General features: G+C 57.3%; 14 protein-coding genes and 1 pseudogene. 7 read left to right on the forward strand and 8 right to left on the reverse strand.

Going from position 1 to position 15,250, the window contains the following annotated elements; genetic code table 11:
• Positions 1–125: 125 nt before the first annotated feature.
• Positions 126–515: a transcriptional regulator gene (locus ACWGZX_RS06580; protein WP_452627739.1), complete on the reverse strand. Its 390-nt coding sequence runs from the start codon at positions 513–515 to the stop codon at positions 126–128.
• A gap of 177 nt (positions 516–692) precedes the next feature.
• On the opposite strand from ACWGZX_RS06580, the gene ACWGZX_RS06585 reads away from it, so the two are divergent.
• Positions 693–1,427, forward strand: a complete 735-nt coding sequence (locus ACWGZX_RS06585) for a DUF899 domain-containing protein (protein ID WP_452627740.1) — start codon at positions 693–695, stop codon at positions 1,425–1,427.
• Positions 1,428–1,654: 227 nt separating this feature from the next.
• Here the strand turns inward: ACWGZX_RS06585 and ACWGZX_RS06590 are convergent, their stop codons facing one another.
• Entirely contained in the window at positions 1,655–3,001 is a 1,347-nt protein-coding gene (locus ACWGZX_RS06590) for a DEAD/DEAH box helicase (RefSeq protein ID WP_150778992.1), read from the reverse strand.
• A gap of 192 nt (positions 3,002–3,193) precedes the next feature.
• Between ACWGZX_RS06590 and ACWGZX_RS06595 the strand changes: the two genes are divergently transcribed.
• Positions 3,194–4,495: a mechanosensitive ion channel family protein gene (locus ACWGZX_RS06595; protein ID WP_452627741.1), complete on the forward strand. Its 1,302-nt coding sequence runs from the start codon at positions 3,194–3,196 to the stop codon at positions 4,493–4,495.
• Positions 4,496–4,539: 44 nt separating this feature from the next.
• Here the strand turns inward: ACWGZX_RS06595 and ACWGZX_RS06600 are convergent, their stop codons facing one another.
• The gene (locus ACWGZX_RS06600; RefSeq protein ID WP_452627742.1) at positions 4,540–5,184 is read right to left on the reverse strand and encodes a hydrolase; all 645 of its coding nucleotides are present in this window, start codon (positions 5,182–5,184) and stop codon (positions 4,540–4,542) included.
• Between the two features lie 159 nt (positions 5,185–5,343).
• On the opposite strand from ACWGZX_RS06600, the gene ACWGZX_RS06605 reads away from it, so the two are divergent.
• Entirely contained in the window at positions 5,344–6,231 is an 888-nt protein-coding gene (locus ACWGZX_RS06605) for a LysR substrate-binding domain-containing protein (RefSeq protein WP_452627743.1), read from the forward strand.
• A 46-nt stretch (positions 6,232–6,277) separates the two neighbouring features.
• On the opposite strand, the gene ACWGZX_RS06610 is transcribed toward ACWGZX_RS06605, so the two are convergent.
• The 5 genes from ACWGZX_RS06610 to ACWGZX_RS06630 all read right to left on the reverse strand — a co-directional run bounded on the left by ACWGZX_RS06610 (position 6,278) and on the right by ACWGZX_RS06630 (position 10,736).
• Positions 6,278–6,820 (reverse strand): MepB family protein, encoded by a 543-nt coding sequence (locus ACWGZX_RS06610; protein ID WP_452627744.1) that lies wholly within the window; start codon positions 6,818–6,820, stop codon positions 6,278–6,280.
• Positions 6,817–8,283: a S41 family peptidase gene (locus tag ACWGZX_RS06615; RefSeq protein WP_452627745.1), complete on the reverse strand. Its 1,467-nt coding sequence runs from the start codon at positions 8,281–8,283 to the stop codon at positions 6,817–6,819. The genes ACWGZX_RS06610 and ACWGZX_RS06615 overlap by 4 nt, the downstream gene beginning before the upstream one ends.
• An 84-nt stretch (positions 8,284–8,367) precedes the next feature.
• Entirely contained in the window at positions 8,368–9,234 is an 867-nt protein-coding gene (locus ACWGZX_RS06620) for a carboxylate/amino acid/amine transporter (RefSeq protein WP_452627746.1), read from the reverse strand.
• A gap of 356 nt (positions 9,235–9,590) precedes the next feature.
• Positions 9,591–10,190, reverse strand: coding sequence for an FMN-dependent NADH-azoreductase (locus tag ACWGZX_RS06625; RefSeq protein WP_452627747.1), 600 nt, complete (start codon positions 10,188–10,190; stop codon positions 9,591–9,593).
• A 231-nt stretch (positions 10,191–10,421) separates the two neighbouring features.
• Positions 10,422–10,736: a 3-phosphoglycerate kinase gene (locus ACWGZX_RS06630; RefSeq protein WP_223516232.1), complete on the reverse strand. Its 315-nt coding sequence runs from the start codon at positions 10,734–10,736 to the stop codon at positions 10,422–10,424.
• 49 nt (positions 10,737–10,785) lie between these two features.
• Between ACWGZX_RS06630 and ACWGZX_RS06635 the strand changes: the two genes are divergently transcribed.
• The 4 genes and pseudogenes from ACWGZX_RS06635 to ACWGZX_RS06650 all read left to right on the forward strand — a co-directional run bounded on the left by ACWGZX_RS06635 (position 10,786) and on the right by ACWGZX_RS06650 (position 15,008).
• The gene (locus ACWGZX_RS06635) at positions 10,786–11,709 is read left to right on the forward strand and encodes a LysR family transcriptional regulator (RefSeq protein ID WP_452627748.1); all 924 of its coding nucleotides are present in this window, start codon (positions 10,786–10,788) and stop codon (positions 11,707–11,709) included.
• A 14-nt stretch (positions 11,710–11,723) separates the two neighbouring features.
• Positions 11,724–12,529, forward strand: a pseudogene (locus tag ACWGZX_RS06640) (alpha/beta fold hydrolase).
• A gap of 3 nt (positions 12,530–12,532) precedes the next feature.
• Positions 12,533–13,090, forward strand: coding sequence for a peptidylprolyl isomerase (locus ACWGZX_RS06645; RefSeq protein WP_452627749.1), 558 nt, complete (start codon positions 12,533–12,535; stop codon positions 13,088–13,090).
• An 85-nt stretch (positions 13,091–13,175) separates the two neighbouring features.
• Positions 13,176–15,008, forward strand: a complete 1,833-nt coding sequence (locus tag ACWGZX_RS06650) for an ABC transporter ATP-binding protein (RefSeq protein ID WP_223516226.1) — start codon at positions 13,176–13,178, stop codon at positions 15,006–15,008.
• The last annotated feature ends 242 nt before the right edge of the window (positions 15,009–15,250 follow it).

Below are 15,250 nucleotides of genomic sequence, written 5' to 3' on the forward strand. Positions count from 1 at the left end.
CGACACAACTCCCCTGTGGGAGCGAGCCTGCTCGCGAAGACGGTGTATCAGTCGACATAATCGTTAACTGACACGCCGCCTTCGCCGGCAAGCCGGTCTCGCTCCCACACTGTTATGCGCGACGTTCAGGCAATCTGCGCTCTCGACGCCACGTCATCAAACGTCACTTCATCCAGTGCATCCTCCTGCTCATCCAACACCTGCCGCGGGTGGTCGTTGCCCGGAATGCTGCTGTCGATCAGGCTCAATAAACTGGAGCCGCGCATCGTCAAAATGTAATTCGAGCCGGTACCGCCCTGCTCCTCTGGCCGAGGCTCGATGTAGCCACGTCCCAGCAATAATTTTTCGTACTCGCCGGCCACTGCTTTCAAGTGATCCAGGTTTTCCGTCTGCTCACCTTCCGCCGTTTTCTCTGCCACGTACTGCTCGGCATAGGGCCGTGGCGTGAAGCTGCTGGCACCGTTTTGCACCTCGTGCAGCAAGCGTTCAATCAAATCCCAGTTATAAGTCGTCATCCTGATTCAGCCTCCAGACCGCGTGATTGTGAGGGCCCTCTCAGGTTGTGACCGACACCGGGTGCAGCCGTTCAGCCGAGGTTTTGGGCAGCACCGACCGGCGGTATGTCGAATCTGGCGCAGGCCAAACGACTAGGCTGTGTAGTCACCTCCCAGCCTCCCGCAGGAGCAATGCCAATGAACATTCAGAATCATCCCGTGGTGTCCCGCGAAGAATGGCTCGCCGCGCGCAAACAACATCTGGCCCACGAAAAAGCCTTCACCAAGGAACGAGATAAACTGAGCGCCGAACGCCGCGCCCTGCCCTGGGTGAAAATAGACAAGGACTACCACTTTCAGGGGCCCCACGGCGAACTGAAACTGGCCGATCTGTTTGGCGGCCGCAGTCAATTGGTCATCTACCACTTCATGTTCGCCGCCGGATGGGACGAAGGTTGCCCTGGCTGCTCGTTCCTGTCCGACCACATCGACGGAGCCAATCAACACCTGGCGCACCATGACATTGCCGTCGTGGCGGTTTCCCACGCACCATTCGCCGAATTCCAGGCCTTCAAGCGACGCATGGGCTGGAAGTTCGATTGGTTTTCGTCAGAAGGCTGCGACTTCAACTACGACTTCGGTGTCACTGCCCGAGCCGAAGACGTCGCCGCCGGCAAAGCCACTTACAACTACGAAAAATCCGACGGCGCCGAAGAAGAACTCCCCGGCCTAAGCGTGTTTTATCGCAACGAAGCTGGCGACATCTTCCACACCTACTCCACTTACGCCCGAGGCCTGGACCTGTTGGTCGGCGCCTACAACTACCTCGACCTCACACCCAAGGGTCGTAATGAAGAGGAAATCATGGAGTGGGTGCGGCATCACGATCGATATGAAGAGAAAGCCGCGGCCAGCTGCTGCCATGGGGGCTAGCCTTCAGAAACCGAGTCGCGGCCAAAGCCAAAGAGATCAACGCCGAGTTGCAAAAGATGGATCTGGTCACGGCCAGCAAGGACTTACCGGACAAGTGCCAGTTGATTGATCAGCGGTTGAAAGAGTTGGAGACGGCAGATAAGAAGGCCGAGAGCTGATCGACTCAGGAATCCCGCGCATAAAAAAACCGGACATCAGTCCGGTTTTTTTGGGGTCACGAAAACAGCTTATTCAGCCGCCGGCGCTTCCGGCTTGCGGCGCTTGAGCGGCGCCATGCCGTCTTTGCTGACCAGCGACAGGGCGTCGGTCTTCGGGCGGTTGGCAATTTTGCGCTTGGTCGGTGCCTTGGCGCCGGTTTTCTTCTTGTCGCCTTTGGCGTCGACCTTTTTCTTCTTCACGCCAACGGCTTTGCCTGAGGCCTTGACCTTTTTCGGTCCGCCGTAGGTGCCTTTGACTTCCTTGATGGTGCGGCGCTCGAAGCTCTGCTTGAGGTAGCGCTCGATGCTCGACATCAGGTTCCAGTCGCCGTGGCAGATCAGCGAGATGGCCAGGCCTTCGTTACCGGCGCGGCCGGTGCGACCGATACGGTGAACGTATTCGTCGCCGCTGCGCGGCATGTCGAAGTTGATCACCAGGTCCAGGCCATCCACGTCCAGGCCGCGTGCGGCGACGTCGGTGGCGACGAGGATTTTCACGCCGCCCTGCTTCAGGCGGTCGATAGCCAACTTGCGGTCTTTCTGGTCTTTGTCGCCGTGCAGCACGAACGCTTTGTATTCCTGCGCCACCAAGCGACCGTAGATGCGGTCGGCCATGGCCCGGGTGTTGGTGAACACGATGGCCTTCTGATAGGTCTCGTTAGCCAGCAACCAGTTGAGGATCTGCTCTTTGTGCACGTTGTGGTCAGCGGTGATGATCTGCTGACGGGTGGTCGCGTTCAGGTCGCTGACGTTGTTGACCTGCAGGTGCTCAGGGTTGTTCAGCACCTTGGCGACCATGTCGCGCAGGCCCGAACCGCCGGTGGTGGCGGAGAACAGCATGGTCTGCTGGCGGTTGGTGCACTCGGCTACCAGGCGCTGCACGTCTTCGGCAAAGCCCATGTCGAGCATGCGGTCGGCTTCGTCGAGTACCAACACTTCAACTTCTTTGAGGTCGAGGTTGCCGGCGTTCAGTTGCTCGATCATCCGGCCCGGCGTACCGATCAGGATGTCCGGCACCTTGCGCAGCATCGCAGCCTGGACCTTGAAGTCTTCACCGCCAGTGATCAGACCGGACTTGATGAAGGTGAACTGCGCAAAGCGCTCGACTTCCTTGATGGTCTGCTGAGCCAGCTCGCGAGTCGGCAGTAGGATCAGGGTCTTGATGCTGACGCGGACTTTCGCCGGGCCGATCAGACGGTGGAGGATCGGCAAAACGAAAGCAGCGGTTTTACCGCTACCGGTTTGCGCTGTCACCCGCAGGTCACGCCCTTGGAGCGCCAGCGGAATAGCCGCTGCTTGCACTGGCGTTGGCTCGACAAATTTAAGCTCGGCCACGGCTTTGAGCAGGCGTTCGTGCAGGGCGAATTGGGAAAACACGGGTGCTACCTCGAAGAAATACAAAAAAACAGCTGCATAGGGTAACGGTTTCGAGCGCTCAGGCCGAGTTTCTTTGTGAAAACGACGATAAACAGTGGCTTTTTGTTGCCTGATTTGTCTTCAAACGTCATCCAAACCCACTTAAATGCTCTAATCGACCGATCGCGTCCTACAGAAGAATCGTTTTAGCCCATGGATATCAAACAGCTCTGGCTCAACGTCCAAGACCTTTGGGGCACCCTCGATCAGCACCCGCTCCTGCATTCAAGCCTGGCGCTGATACTGTTGTTAGTCATTGCGCTGGCCCTCGGACGAGTGGCGCGTTACCTCATTCTTCACGCGACCAAAATGCTCGGCCGCCAACCGGCCCTGCACTGGATCAACGACTTTCGGCATAACAAGGTATTCCATCGCCTGGCGCAGATGACGCCGTCATTGGTGATTCAGTTTGGCTTGCAACTCGTGCCGGAGCTGAGCAAGACCAGCCTGAATTTCCTTGGTAATGTGGCGCTGGCGTTCACCATGCTGTTTCTGCTGCTGGCGTTCAGCGCCCTGCTCAGCGCCTTGCTGGACATCTATGCACGTACAGAACACGCCCGCACCCGCTCGATCAAAGGCTACGTGCAACTGACGAAATTGGTCTTGTATGTGCTGGGGGCGATCATCATCGTCGCCACCCTGATCGACCGCTCGCCGCTGTTGCTGCTGTCGGGTCTGGGCGCCATGTCGGCGGTGATCATATTGGTCTACAAAGACACCCTGCTGTCGTTCGTGGCCAGTGTGCAACTGACCAGCAACGACATGCTGCGGGTGGGCGACTGGATCGAAGTGCCGCAAGTCGGCGCTGACGGTGATGTGGTCGACATCACGTTGCATACGGTGAAAGTGCAGAATTTCGATAAAACCATCGTCTCGATCCCGACCTGGCGCTTGATGTCCGAGTCGTTCAAGAACTGGCGTGGCATGCAGCAATCCGGAGGTCGACGGATCAAGCGCAGCCTGTTCATCGACGCCAGCGGGGTGCGTTTCATCCGTGATGACGAAGAGCAGAAGTTGTCGCAGGTGCATCTGCTGACTGATTACATCGGTCGCAAACAGGCTGAACTCAAAGCCTGGAACGAAGCCCAGGGCAATGTGGCGGCCATGTCGGCCAACCGTCGGCGGATGACCAACATCGGAACCTTCCGCGCTTATGCGCTGGCGTATCTGAAAAGTCACCCTGAGATTCAACCCGGCATGACCTGCATGGTCCGCCAGATGCAGACCACCGCGCAGGGCATTCCATTGGAAATCTACTGCTTCACCAGCACCACGGCGTGGGCGGATTACGAGCGGATTCAGGGGGATATTTTCGATTACTTGCTGGCCGTGCTGCCGGAGTTTGGGTTGAATCTTTACCAGCAGCCGAGTGGTGGTGATTTGCGGGCCGGGTTGTTGCCGGCGATGCTGGGCGCAAGCCACATCATCCCCGACGCCGAAAAACACATCATGTAACACCCGCTCCTACATGGGTTTGCATCGTTTCCGGGATTTGCGCGTTACTTGGCCTGACGCTGAGGCGCCTTGTGCACCATGGTGTAAGCGTAATCCACGCCCATGCCATACGCGCCGCTGTGTTCCAGCACCAATTCCATCACAGCTTCGTAGGTGTCCTTGTGTGCCCAGTCACGTTGGTACTCAAGCAGCACCTGTTGCCAGGTCACCGGCACCGCACCGGCCTGAATCATCCGCTGCACCGACATGTCGTGCGCTTCCTTGGTGGTGCCGCCTGAGGCATCTGTGACGATGTACACCTCGTAACCTTCAGCCAACGCTTCCAGTGCCGGGAAGGTCAGGCAGACCTCGGTCCACAGCGCGGCAATGATCAGTTTTTTGCGGCCGGTGGCTTTCACCGCGTCAACCAGCGCCTTGTCTTCCCACGAGTTCATCGAAGTGCGCTCGATCGGCTTTTGCTCCGGGTGAACCGCCAGCAGCTCGGGCCAGATGTAACCGCTGAAGCTTTCGGTTTCCACCGAGGTGTAGATGGTCGGCACGTTGAAGATCTTCGCGGCCTTGGCCAAGCCTACCGTGTTGTTCTTCAGCGTTTGACGGTCGATCGACTGCACGCCGAACGCCATTTGTGGCTGGTGGTCGATCAGGATCAGGGCGCAATTGGTTGGGTTGAGCAGTTCACGGATAGACATGGCGCGTTCCTTTTGATGTCGATTTTCAAAGTGAGTCATGGGTGAGTCGACGTTGCCTTCAGCAGTATTGTCGTCGGCTTGGATGTCACTTTAGGGACTGGCATAGAAAGGGACAATTCCCTAAAATCGAGAATCATTGATTCTAAAACAGGGACAATCATGGATCGCATTGAATGCATGCGCGCCTTTGTCGTCACGGTCGGCGAGAACGGCTTCGCCGCCGCTGCACGGGCAATGGATGTACCGCGATCAAAAGTCAGCAAACAGATTCAGGCGCTGGAGGACGCGATCGGCGTGCAATTGCTGCAGCGCACCACCCGCAGCCTGCACCTGACCGAGGCAGGCGCCGAATACTTCGACGCGGCGCGCGAAGTTTTGGCCTCGCTGGACGAGGCCGAACAGCGAGCGCGTAACGGCATCGGCGAATTGCGCGGGGTGTTGCGGGTCAATGCGCCGATGTCCTTTGGCTTGCGCCGACTGGGGCCACTGATCCCGCTGTTTCATGAGCAGCACCCGAACATCGAGATGCAACTGGTGCTCAGCGACCAGCAGGTAGACCCGGTGCGCGGTGGTTTCGACGTGACCATCCGCATCGCCAGCCTGCTGGACTCGACGATGATTGCCCGGCAACTGGCGCCGGCCCCGCGAATCATGGTGGCGTCCCCGGCGTATCTGGCGCGCGCCGGCATACCGCAGACCCCGCAAGACTTGCGCGCTCACCAGTGCCTCAATTACGGGTACCTGCAAAGCGGCGTCAGCCTGCAGTTGTGCAACGGCCAGGAAACCCAGCGGGTCAACGTGACCGGCCCCTTGCACGCCAACAATGGCGACTTGCTCGCTCAGGCCGCCGAAGCCGGGATGGGCATCGCCCTGCTGCCTGACTTCATTGTCGAGGATGCGCTGGCGGCAGGCCGCCTGGTGCCAGTAATGAGCGAATGGCAGGCGCCCGCGATCACCATTAACGCGGTGTACCCTTCGGCACGGCGGGTCCCGCAGAAGACCCGCACGTTTATTGAGTTTTTGGTGGCGCAGTTGGCAGAGAAATAACGCACATCTCCTGTGGGAGCAGGCTCGCTCCCACAGGGTCAGGCACCTATTTCCCGAAGAGTCGACGCACCTGATGCGCGTTGGCGCTGCCGTCCTGTTCAAACGCGAGGAAATACTCCAGCTGCCATTGCTGCGTCTTGATCGCCTGTTTTGCGACAGGTCTGGCCCAGGGCGGATAGACGCGAATTGCGCGCTTGCCACCGTCACCGTCAATCGACATGACCCCTTTGGCGGCCAGTATTTTTTGATCAAACACAAACTGTCCGCGGTGCGTGTCATCAGCAACGCTCACCACCACAAAGGCGACGCCATCGCCGGTGTCGAACGGGGCAATCTCGCTGACCGATGTCGGCCGCTTCCATAGCGTAACGAACTGGCCAATCTTGGTCGGCGTGGTTTTCGCCACACGGAAGACCACCACCTGGTCATCGAGGCCAAGACGGCAGGCTTCGTACTCGGCACTCTCCGGCTCGCATCGAGCCTCCTGCGTCAATGTCAGGCCTGCTGGGTTGTACACCTGCTCGATGGCGGCAACCAGTTCGTGTGGAAGGTTATCGTTGTGCTTGAGGAATGGCGCTGATCGGATCATAAGTTATTAAGAACCCACTTTTGGACTGCCACTGTGTCATTTATATCGCCATCAAAAACAAATGACGGATCATAACTTTGATTACTCCCCCGCGCTCGCCCCCGCCATACTTTTAACGGTATCCAGAATTGTGCACCACTCGGCAGTGTTTGAGAGCCTATATCAATATAAACTGTATCGCCGCTCGTTGACGCCCCTAAATGGACAACCCCCGGAATGGCAAGTACGACGCCCACAAAGTCTAGACAGGCACTCGCGCAAAATGAGTCAGTCACCAGCGCAAGCCTGCCTTTAAAACCTCGGGCATTGAATCCTCTCGAACCCTCTTGTTCGACAGAGGAAGTGCTCGGTTGTCGCAACCAGTCTTTTTTCTCGTGAAACGCTAGTTCCATCGACCTGGTCAAATTAAAAACAAAACTATAAGCTTCACTATTGCCTCCGTAGTCACGCCCCATCGTAGCTAGAGCATTATTTAGCGTTGTGAGCGCAAAAGGAGAAACTCTCCACATCGCATACGCAGATGACTCATCCAGGCTTTTTACCATTTGCGAGCCTAGCAATGCAGAAAGTATTTCAGCACCAACTAAACTGTTACCGCCGCGATTGCCTCGTGTATCAAGCACAACCAGTTTGGCATCATCAATACTCTTGATGACGTCGAGCATTTTATCGAGGGAAGCGTTCTCGGCTGCTGACGGCATGAAGTTTGATACATGTATCCAATATCGCCCACCCCCTAGATTCTGGAGAGATTGGGGCGGTTGAGGCTGGCGCAGGAAGGCCTCCAATTGCCCGCGATCTTCTTGCCACAATAAATTAAAGTTTTGTCTTACTCCATTAGGCAGAACAACCAAACAGCTTTTGGATAAGACCCTCACCAGCACGGGATAGTTGGCGTCATCGACAGTTAGCTGCTTAGCCAAATGCAACCAAGTCGATTTCAGAGCAAGTCGACGATCAACATAAGGAGATATTTCACTCTGGAGTATCTCGCGAACTGATTTGTTATCACACGATATAACCTTGGAATCAATCGGCGGCAACGGTACAGACCAATTTTTAGCGACCTGTTTTACAACGAAATTCTGCCCCTGCATTTCCAAAATGAAACCCGCCCATGAAGAACCCCCTTGATCAGGTTGATTCAGCCCTACGTGTCCATCCTTGAAGCCCGCAATGTAAAAATTCAGCACGGCTTGAGAGTCTTTCCTTGAGTTGACGCGTTCGGACAGCTGACTTGCCTCCAAATAACCCCGTTCAACCCAGTCTGTAAAAACCTCATTATTACTATCAATAGCGCCTGGATGAGAACTAACTATCAGTTGTCGCATGACAGAAAGATCATTGATAGTTAGATTCTTCCAATCTTTTGTAGGTGGTGGCTCTTCGGCTTCAACGTCCGGCCCCGTCAAGCCAGCACACAGGCAGACAGCCAATGCTAATTTTTTGTACGCAGATTTCATGCAGGCATTCCCTTAGTTCACTTCTCCATGGCTGACCAGCTGAACCTCTGCCTGCTGGCCCATCCGCTGCAACTGCGGCAGCACCTACACGAATTTGGCTGCGCGCCTGATCCCCAAACGACTGATCCACACCGCCATCAAAATCACCGACCCACCGAGAAACAACCGCCCCAACTCCTCGTGCTGATTCCAGATCAGCAGATTGATCAGCAGGCCCACGGGCACATGCAGGTTGTTCATCACCGCCAGCGTTCCGCCGTTGACCATGCAGGCGCCTTTGTTCCACCAGTACAACCCCAATGCAGTCGAGACCAGGCCGAGGAATACCAGCACGCCCCATTGCAGTGGCGCTTCGGGCAGGAAGTTCTGTTTGCCGAACAGTAGAAACGCCGGCAAGGCCACCGCCAATGCACCTAGATAGAAGTAACCGAATCGGCGGTAGTGCGGCAGATCGCTCGGATGGCGCGCCACCAGATGTTTATAAAGCACTTGCCCGGCGGCGTAGGTGAAGTTGGCCAGTTGCAGCAGCAGGAAACCCATGAAGAAATCCGGGTTGATCCGGTCGTAACGAATCACCGCCGCCCCCATCACCGCCACCACCGCCGCTATCAGCGCCCACGGATTGAAACGCCGGTTCAGCGCATCTTCGATCAGGGTCACATGCAACGGCGTGAGGATGGTGAACAACAACACTTCCGGCACTGTCAGCACGCGGAAGCTCAGGTACAGGCAAACGTACGTCACACCGAACTGCAACGCGCCGATCAACAGCATGCCGCGCATGAATGCCGGCTCCACCGAACGCCAACGCGTCAGCGGAATGAACACCAGCCCCGCCAGCACCACGCGCACCAGGACCGCGAAATAACTGTCGACGTGACCGGCCAGGTATTCGCCGATCAAACTGAAGGAAAACGCCTGGATCAGCGTGACAAAAAGTAGATAGCCCATGCTCGCCTCGTTTTGAATGGCGGCGACGATAGCGGGTTTTGCCGATCACTGCGAATCGTCAGGCGACACACAACCCTGTAGGAGCTGAGCTTGCTCCGGGCGGCGTTCCGACGATAGCGGTGTACCAGCCGACATCCATGTTGAATGTGGCACCCTCATCGCGAGCAAGCTCAGCTCAGGGTTATGTGCGCGCCCATCAAATCGTGGGCGAAAAAAAGCCCGATCTCGCTAAAGCGTTCAATCGGGCAACAGCACTCAGGAGCAATAAGTGCAAAGGGAGGTTCGATGCGCGTAAAGCCTTGAAGGGGTTGCGCCAGGTCACTTGAACATCAAGGGATTATCTGGCGATTAAAGCCTCATGCCACTTGGGAAAGCTTGGCGTTGGCCTGGTTCAGGCCTTTCTCGTGGAAGTCGCCGCCCAGGTTCATGCCTTCGGCGTGAATGAAGGTCACGTCGTGTATACCGATGAAAGCCATGACCTGACGCAGGTACGGTTCCTGGTGATCCGCCGTGCTACCGGCGTAGATCCCGCCGCGAGCGGTCAACACGTAGGCACGCTTGCCACTGAGCAAACCTTGCGGACCGGTGTCGGTGTATTTGAAGGTCACGCCCGCACGCAGCACATGGTCGAGCCAGGCTTTAAGCGTGCTGGGGATAGCGAAGTTGTACATCGGGGCAGCCATGACCAGCACGTCGGCGGCCAGCAACTCTTCGGTCAACTGATTGGAACGTTCCAGCGAAACCTGTTCGAGGTCGCTGCGTTGCTCAACAGGTTTCATCCAGCCGCCCAGCAGATTGATATCCAGGTGCGGTACCGGGTTGACGGCCAGGTCACGCACGGTGATCTGGTCGGCCGGATGAGCCGTCTTCCACTGGTTGATGAAGGTCTGGGTCAGTTGACGGGAAACCGAGTCTTGCTGACGGGCGCTGCTTTCGATGATCAGAACGCGTGACATGGGATGTAGGCTCCATCTGAGAATGCTGTAAGGCGATGGAGTGAAGGTTAAACAGAGTCATATCGATGAAAAAGCGCAAATAACTGCTATAACCCATCAATTAATTCGTTTATAAGCTGAGCATACCCCTGTAGGAGCTGAGCTTGCTCGCGATAGCGGTGTGTCAGCCGACATCAAATTAAATGACACACCGCTATCGCGAGCAAGCTCAGCTCCTACAAGGGATTGAAGTCATTTAGGTGTGCAAGTCAGCTCAATGCGCAGCTTGATAATGCTACGGGTGAACTTGGCGGTGGCGTCTTTGTGTTTTCCCGCCGGCACATCGATCTTGCGAGTACGCGGTGCTTCCGGGCCATTACTGAAAACCGCCTTGCAGCTCGCATCAACGTCGCCGTAGTTAGCCACCCGGATGGAGCCCATGTCGTTATCCGTGTCGTAGGTGGTGTAGTCGATCTTCATGCCGTTGAGGTTTTTCTGCACATCAATCGGATAAGCAAACGCCGTCAGCGGCAGCATCGCCAGCAGCACACAACAAAGCTTTTTCATTCAGCAGTCTCCATAAAGGGCTGCCAGCTTAGGACAAGAGGAGCCATTCATGAAAGCGCCCCGCGTGACCCTTGATCAATGGCGAACGTTGCAGGCCGTGGTCGACCACGGTGGTTTCGCCCAGGCCGCCGAAGCGCTGCACCGCTCGCAATCGTCGGTGAGCTACACCGTGGCACGCATGCAGGACCAACTCGGCGTGCCGCTATTGCGCATCGACGGGCGCAAAGCCGTATTGACCGAAGCCGGTGGCGTGTTGCTGCGTCGTTCGCGGCAATTGGTGAAACAGGCCAGTCAGCTGGAAGACCTGGCCCATCACATGGAACAAGGTTGGGAAGCCGAAGTGCGGCTGGTGGTCGACGCGGCATACCCGAGCGCTCGCCTCGTCCGCGCCTTGACCGCGTTCATGCCGCAAAGCCGTGGCTGCCGGGTTCGCCTGCGTGAAGAGGTGCTGTCGGGCGTAGAGGAAGTCCTGCTCGAAGGCGTAGCCGATCTGGCGATCACTGGTTTCAGCATCCCGGGTTACCTGGGGGCGGAGTTGAGCGATGTCGAATTCGTCGCAGTGGCCCACCCCGAACATGCGCTGCACCGCCTCAACCGAGAATTGAACTTCCAGGACCTGGAAAGCCAGATGCAAGTGGTGATCCGCGACTCCGGGCGGCAGCAGCCGCGCGATGTCGGCTGGCTCGGTGCCGAACAGCGCTGGACCGTCGGCAGCCTGGCCACCGCCGCAACGTTTGTCAGCAGCGGTCTGGGGTTCGCCTGGTTGCCCAGGCACATGATTGAACGGGAACTCAAAGAAAGTACGCTCAAGCTGCTACCGTTGGATCAGGGCGGCAGTCGTAACCCGAGCTTTTATCTGTATTCGAACAAGGACAAACCCCTGGGACCAGCGACGCAGATTCTCATTGAACTGCTGCGCACCTTCGACACCGCACCGCTGGACGCGCCTTTTGCTGCGCCTGAACAAGCCTGACAAGGAGTGAATGCATGGCCTATTTCGAACACGAAGGTTGCAACCTGCACTACGAGGAATACGGCCATAGCACGCCGTTGCTACTGGTCCACGGCTTAGGGTCCAGCACACTGGACTGGGAAATGCAGATCCCGGCACTGTCCGCACGTTACCGGGTGATCGTCCCGGATGTACGCGGCCACGGTCGTTCCGATAAACCCCGCGAGCGCTACAGCATCGCCGGCTTCAGCGCCGATGTGGTCGCGCTGATCGAGCATTTGAACCTCGGTCCGGTGCATTACGTGGGGCTGTCGATGGGCGGCATGATCGGTTTTCAACTGGCCGTGGATCAACCGCAATTACTCAAGAGCCTGACCATCGTCAACAGTGCGCCAGAGGTCAAACTGCGCAGTCGAGACGATTACTGGCAGTGGTTCAAACGCTGGAGCCTGATGCGCGCCCTCAGCCTCGGCACCATCGGCAAGGCCCTCGGCGGCAAGTTGTTCCCGAAACCGGAACAGGCGGATCTGCGACGAAAGATGGCTGAGCGCTGGGCAAAAAACGACAAACATGCTTATCTCGCCAGCTTCGATGCCATCGTTGGCTGGGGTGTTCAGGAACGACTTTCGAAAGTCGCCTGTCCAACCCTCATCGTCAGCGCCGACCGTGATTACACGCCGGTCGCGCTGAAAGAATCCTATGTAAAACTGCTGCCCGATGCACGGCTGGTAGTGATTGCCGATTCGCGCCACGCCACGCCGTTGGACCAACCCGAACGCTTCAACCAAACACTGCTCGAGTTTCTCACCGCAGTCGACACCACCCCACTCAGGATCACTGACCCATGCTGAAAAAAATCGCCCTCGTCGCCGGCACCGTACTGTTTGCTGCCAACCTGATGGCTGCGACGCCTGCCAAAGCGCCGCACGTTCTGCTGGAAACTACCAACGGCCAGATCGAGATTGAACTGGACCCGGTCAAGGCGCCGATCAGTACCAAGAACTTTCTTGATTACGTGAACAGCGGCTTCTACAACAACACGATTTTCCACCGTGTGATTCCTGGGTTCATGGTCCAGGGCGGCGGCTTCACCCAACAAATGGAACAAAAGGTGACCAAGGACGCGATCAAGAACGAACACAAGAATGGCCTGGTTAACGTTCGTGGCACCTTGTCCATGGCACGCACCTCGGCGCCTGATTCGGCCACCAGCCAGTTCTTTATCAACGTCAAGGACAACGATTTCCTCGACAACGGTGATGGTTATGCCGTGTTCGGTAAAGTCGTGAAAGGCATGGACGTGGTGGACGTCATCGTCAACTCGCCAACCACTAAGCGCAACGGCATGAGCGACGTGCCCGCCGATCCTGTGTTCATCAAGTCGGCCAAAGTCATCGACTAAGCTTCACAGGAAGTCTTGAGCGGCTGCCGGCCTGCGGCGCCGCTCACACTGTTCAAAGGAGAGCCCGTGCGCGGGCGGAGAACTGATGCTTTATCGCCGTTTTGAAAAACTGATCGACGTATTCCGCGATGCACCGACGGCAGCCCCTCCGGATCGGGTTTTCCCTTTCTATACCTATTACCTGAAGCAGGTGTGGCCGAGTTTCGCAGCCCTGCTGATCGTCGGCCTGTTTGGCGCGCTGATCGAAGTGGCGCTGTTCAGCTACCTGAGCCGCATCATCGACCTCGCCCAAGGCACGCCCAACGTCAATTTCTTCAAGGAACACGGCATCGAACTGGCCTGGATGGCGGTGGTGGCGCTGATCCTGCGCCCGGTGTTCGTCGGCCTGCATGACCTGTTGGTGCACCAGACCCTGAGTCCCAGCATGACCAGCATGATCCGCTGGCAGAACCACAGTTACGTGCTCAAACAGAGCCTCAATTTCTTCCAGAACGACTTCGCCGGGCGCATCGCCCAGCGCATCATGCAGACCGGCAACTCGTTGCGCGATTCGGCAGTGCAAGCAGTGGACGCGCTGTGGCACGTGCTGATCTACGCGATCAGTTCGCTGGTGTTGTTTGCCGAAGCTGACTGGCGCCTGATGATCCCGCTGCTGAGCTGGATCGCAGCCTACATGGGTGCGCTCTATTACTTCGTGCCACGGGTCAAAGAGCGTTCGGTAGTGTCTTCCGATGCGCGTTCCAAACTGATGGGGCGGATCGTCGACGGCTACACCAACATCACCACGCTGAAACTGTTCGCCCACACCAATTTCGAACAGCAGTACGCCAAGGAAGCCATCGAAGAACAGACGGTCAAGGCGCAACTGGCCGGCCGTGTGGTCACCAGCATGGACGTGGTCATCACCAGCATGAACGGCTTGCTGATCGTCACCACCACCGGCCTGGCTCTGTGGCTGTGGACGCAGTCGCTGATCACCGTGGGTGCGATTGCCCTGGCCACTGGCCTGGTGATCCGCATCGTCAACATGTCCGGTTGGATCATGTGGGTGGTGACCGGCATCTTCGAAAACATCGGCATGGTTCAGGACGGCTTGCAGACCATCTCTCAACCGGTCAGCGTGATGGATCGAGACGAGGCCAAACCACTGGCCGTCGCCCGGGGCGAAGTGCGTTTCGAGCACGTGGATTTCCACTACGGCAAGAAGAGCGGGATCATCGGCGACCTCAATCTCAACATCAAAGCGGGTGAAAAGATCGGCTTGATTGGACCGTCCGGCGCCGGTAAATCAACCTTGGTCAACCTGCTGTTGCGCCTGTATGACGTAGAGGGGGGACGAATCCTCATCGACGGCCAGAACATCGCTGAAGTCGGCCAGGAGAGCCTGCGAGAACGTATCGGCATGATCACTCAGGACACGTCGCTGCTGCACCGCTCGATCCGCGACAATTTGCTGTACGGCAAACCCGACGCCACCGACGCCGAACTTTGGGAAGCGGTGCACAAGGCCCGCGCCGACGAGTTCATCCCGTTGCTCTCGGATGCCGAAGGTCGCACTGGTTTTGATGCGCATGTGGGTGAGCGTGGGGTGAAACTGTCTGGCGGTCAACGTCAGCGGATAGCGATTGCCCGCGTGCTGCTCAAGGATGCGCCGATCCTGATCATGGACGAGGCCACATCGGCCCTCGATTCGGAAGTGGAAGCGGCAATCCAGGAAAGTCTGGAAACCCTGATGCAGGGCAAAACCGTGATCGCCATCGCCCACCGTCTCTCGACCATTGCCCGGATGGACCGCTTGGTGGTGCTGGAAAACGGCAAGATCGCCGAAACCGGCACCCACGCCGAACTGCTGGCCCATGGCGGGTTGTATTCACGGTTGTGGCAGCACCAGACCGGGGGCTTTGTCGGAATCGATTAATTCAAAATCACCCCTATCCCCTGTAGGAGCGAGCTTGCTCGCGAAGGCGGTGTGTCAGTCGGCATAGTTGTGTGAGATACATCGCCTTCGCGAGCAGGCTCGCTCCCACAGGGATCTTTTACATTCCGAAAACCGCCGCAGCCTCTCAACCACGGGCTCTGGCGGTTTTTTATGGGCACTGGAATTCTCTAAAAACCCTGCTGTACTCAGCCAAGGTTCTGGTGATGGTTCTGCAGTCCATC

The sequence above is a fragment of the Pseudomonas sp. CLCA07 genome (assembly GCF_053615335.1).

Bases quoted from the DNA above. Each gene is read 5' to 3' on its own strand.
- ACWGZX_RS06585 (WP_452627740.1), top strand. From the start codon at position 693: ATGAACATTCAGAATCATCCCGTGGTGTCCCGCGAAGAATGGCTCGCC.
- ACWGZX_RS06625 (WP_452627747.1), bottom strand. From the start codon at position 10,190: ATGTCACGCGTTCTGATCATCGAAAGCAGCGCCCGTCAGCAAGACTCG.
- ACWGZX_RS06630 (WP_223516232.1), bottom strand. From the start codon at position 10,736: ATGAAAAAGCTTTGTTGTGTGCTGCTGGCGATGCTGCCGCTGACGGCG.
- ACWGZX_RS06605 (WP_452627743.1), top strand. From the start codon at position 5,344: ATGGATCGCATTGAATGCATGCGCGCCTTTGTCGTCACGGTCGGCGAG.
- ACWGZX_RS06650 (WP_223516226.1), top strand. From the start codon at position 13,176: ATGCTTTATCGCCGTTTTGAAAAACTGATCGACGTATTCCGCGATGCA.
- ACWGZX_RS06645 (WP_452627749.1), top strand. From the start codon at position 12,533: ATGCTGAAAAAAATCGCCCTCGTCGCCGGCACCGTACTGTTTGCTGCC.
- ACWGZX_RS06620 (WP_452627746.1), bottom strand. From the start codon at position 9,234: ATGGGCTATCTACTTTTTGTCACGCTGATCCAGGCGTTTTCCTTCAGT.
- ACWGZX_RS06595 (WP_452627741.1), top strand. From the start codon at position 3,194: ATGGATATCAAACAGCTCTGGCTCAACGTCCAAGACCTTTGGGGCACC.
- ACWGZX_RS06600 (WP_452627742.1), bottom strand. From the start codon at position 5,184: ATGTCTATCCGTGAACTGCTCAACCCAACCAATTGCGCCCTGATCCTG.
- ACWGZX_RS06580 (WP_452627739.1), bottom strand. From the start codon at position 515: ATGACGACTTATAACTGGGATTTGATTGAACGCTTGCTGCACGAGGTG.
- ACWGZX_RS06615 (WP_452627745.1), bottom strand. From the start codon at position 8,283: ATGAAATCTGCGTACAAAAAATTAGCATTGGCTGTCTGCCTGTGTGCT.
- ACWGZX_RS06610 (WP_452627744.1), bottom strand. From the start codon at position 6,820: ATGATCCGATCAGCGCCATTCCTCAAGCACAACGATAACCTTCCACAC.
- ACWGZX_RS06635 (WP_452627748.1), top strand. From the start codon at position 10,786: ATGAAAGCGCCCCGCGTGACCCTTGATCAATGGCGAACGTTGCAGGCC.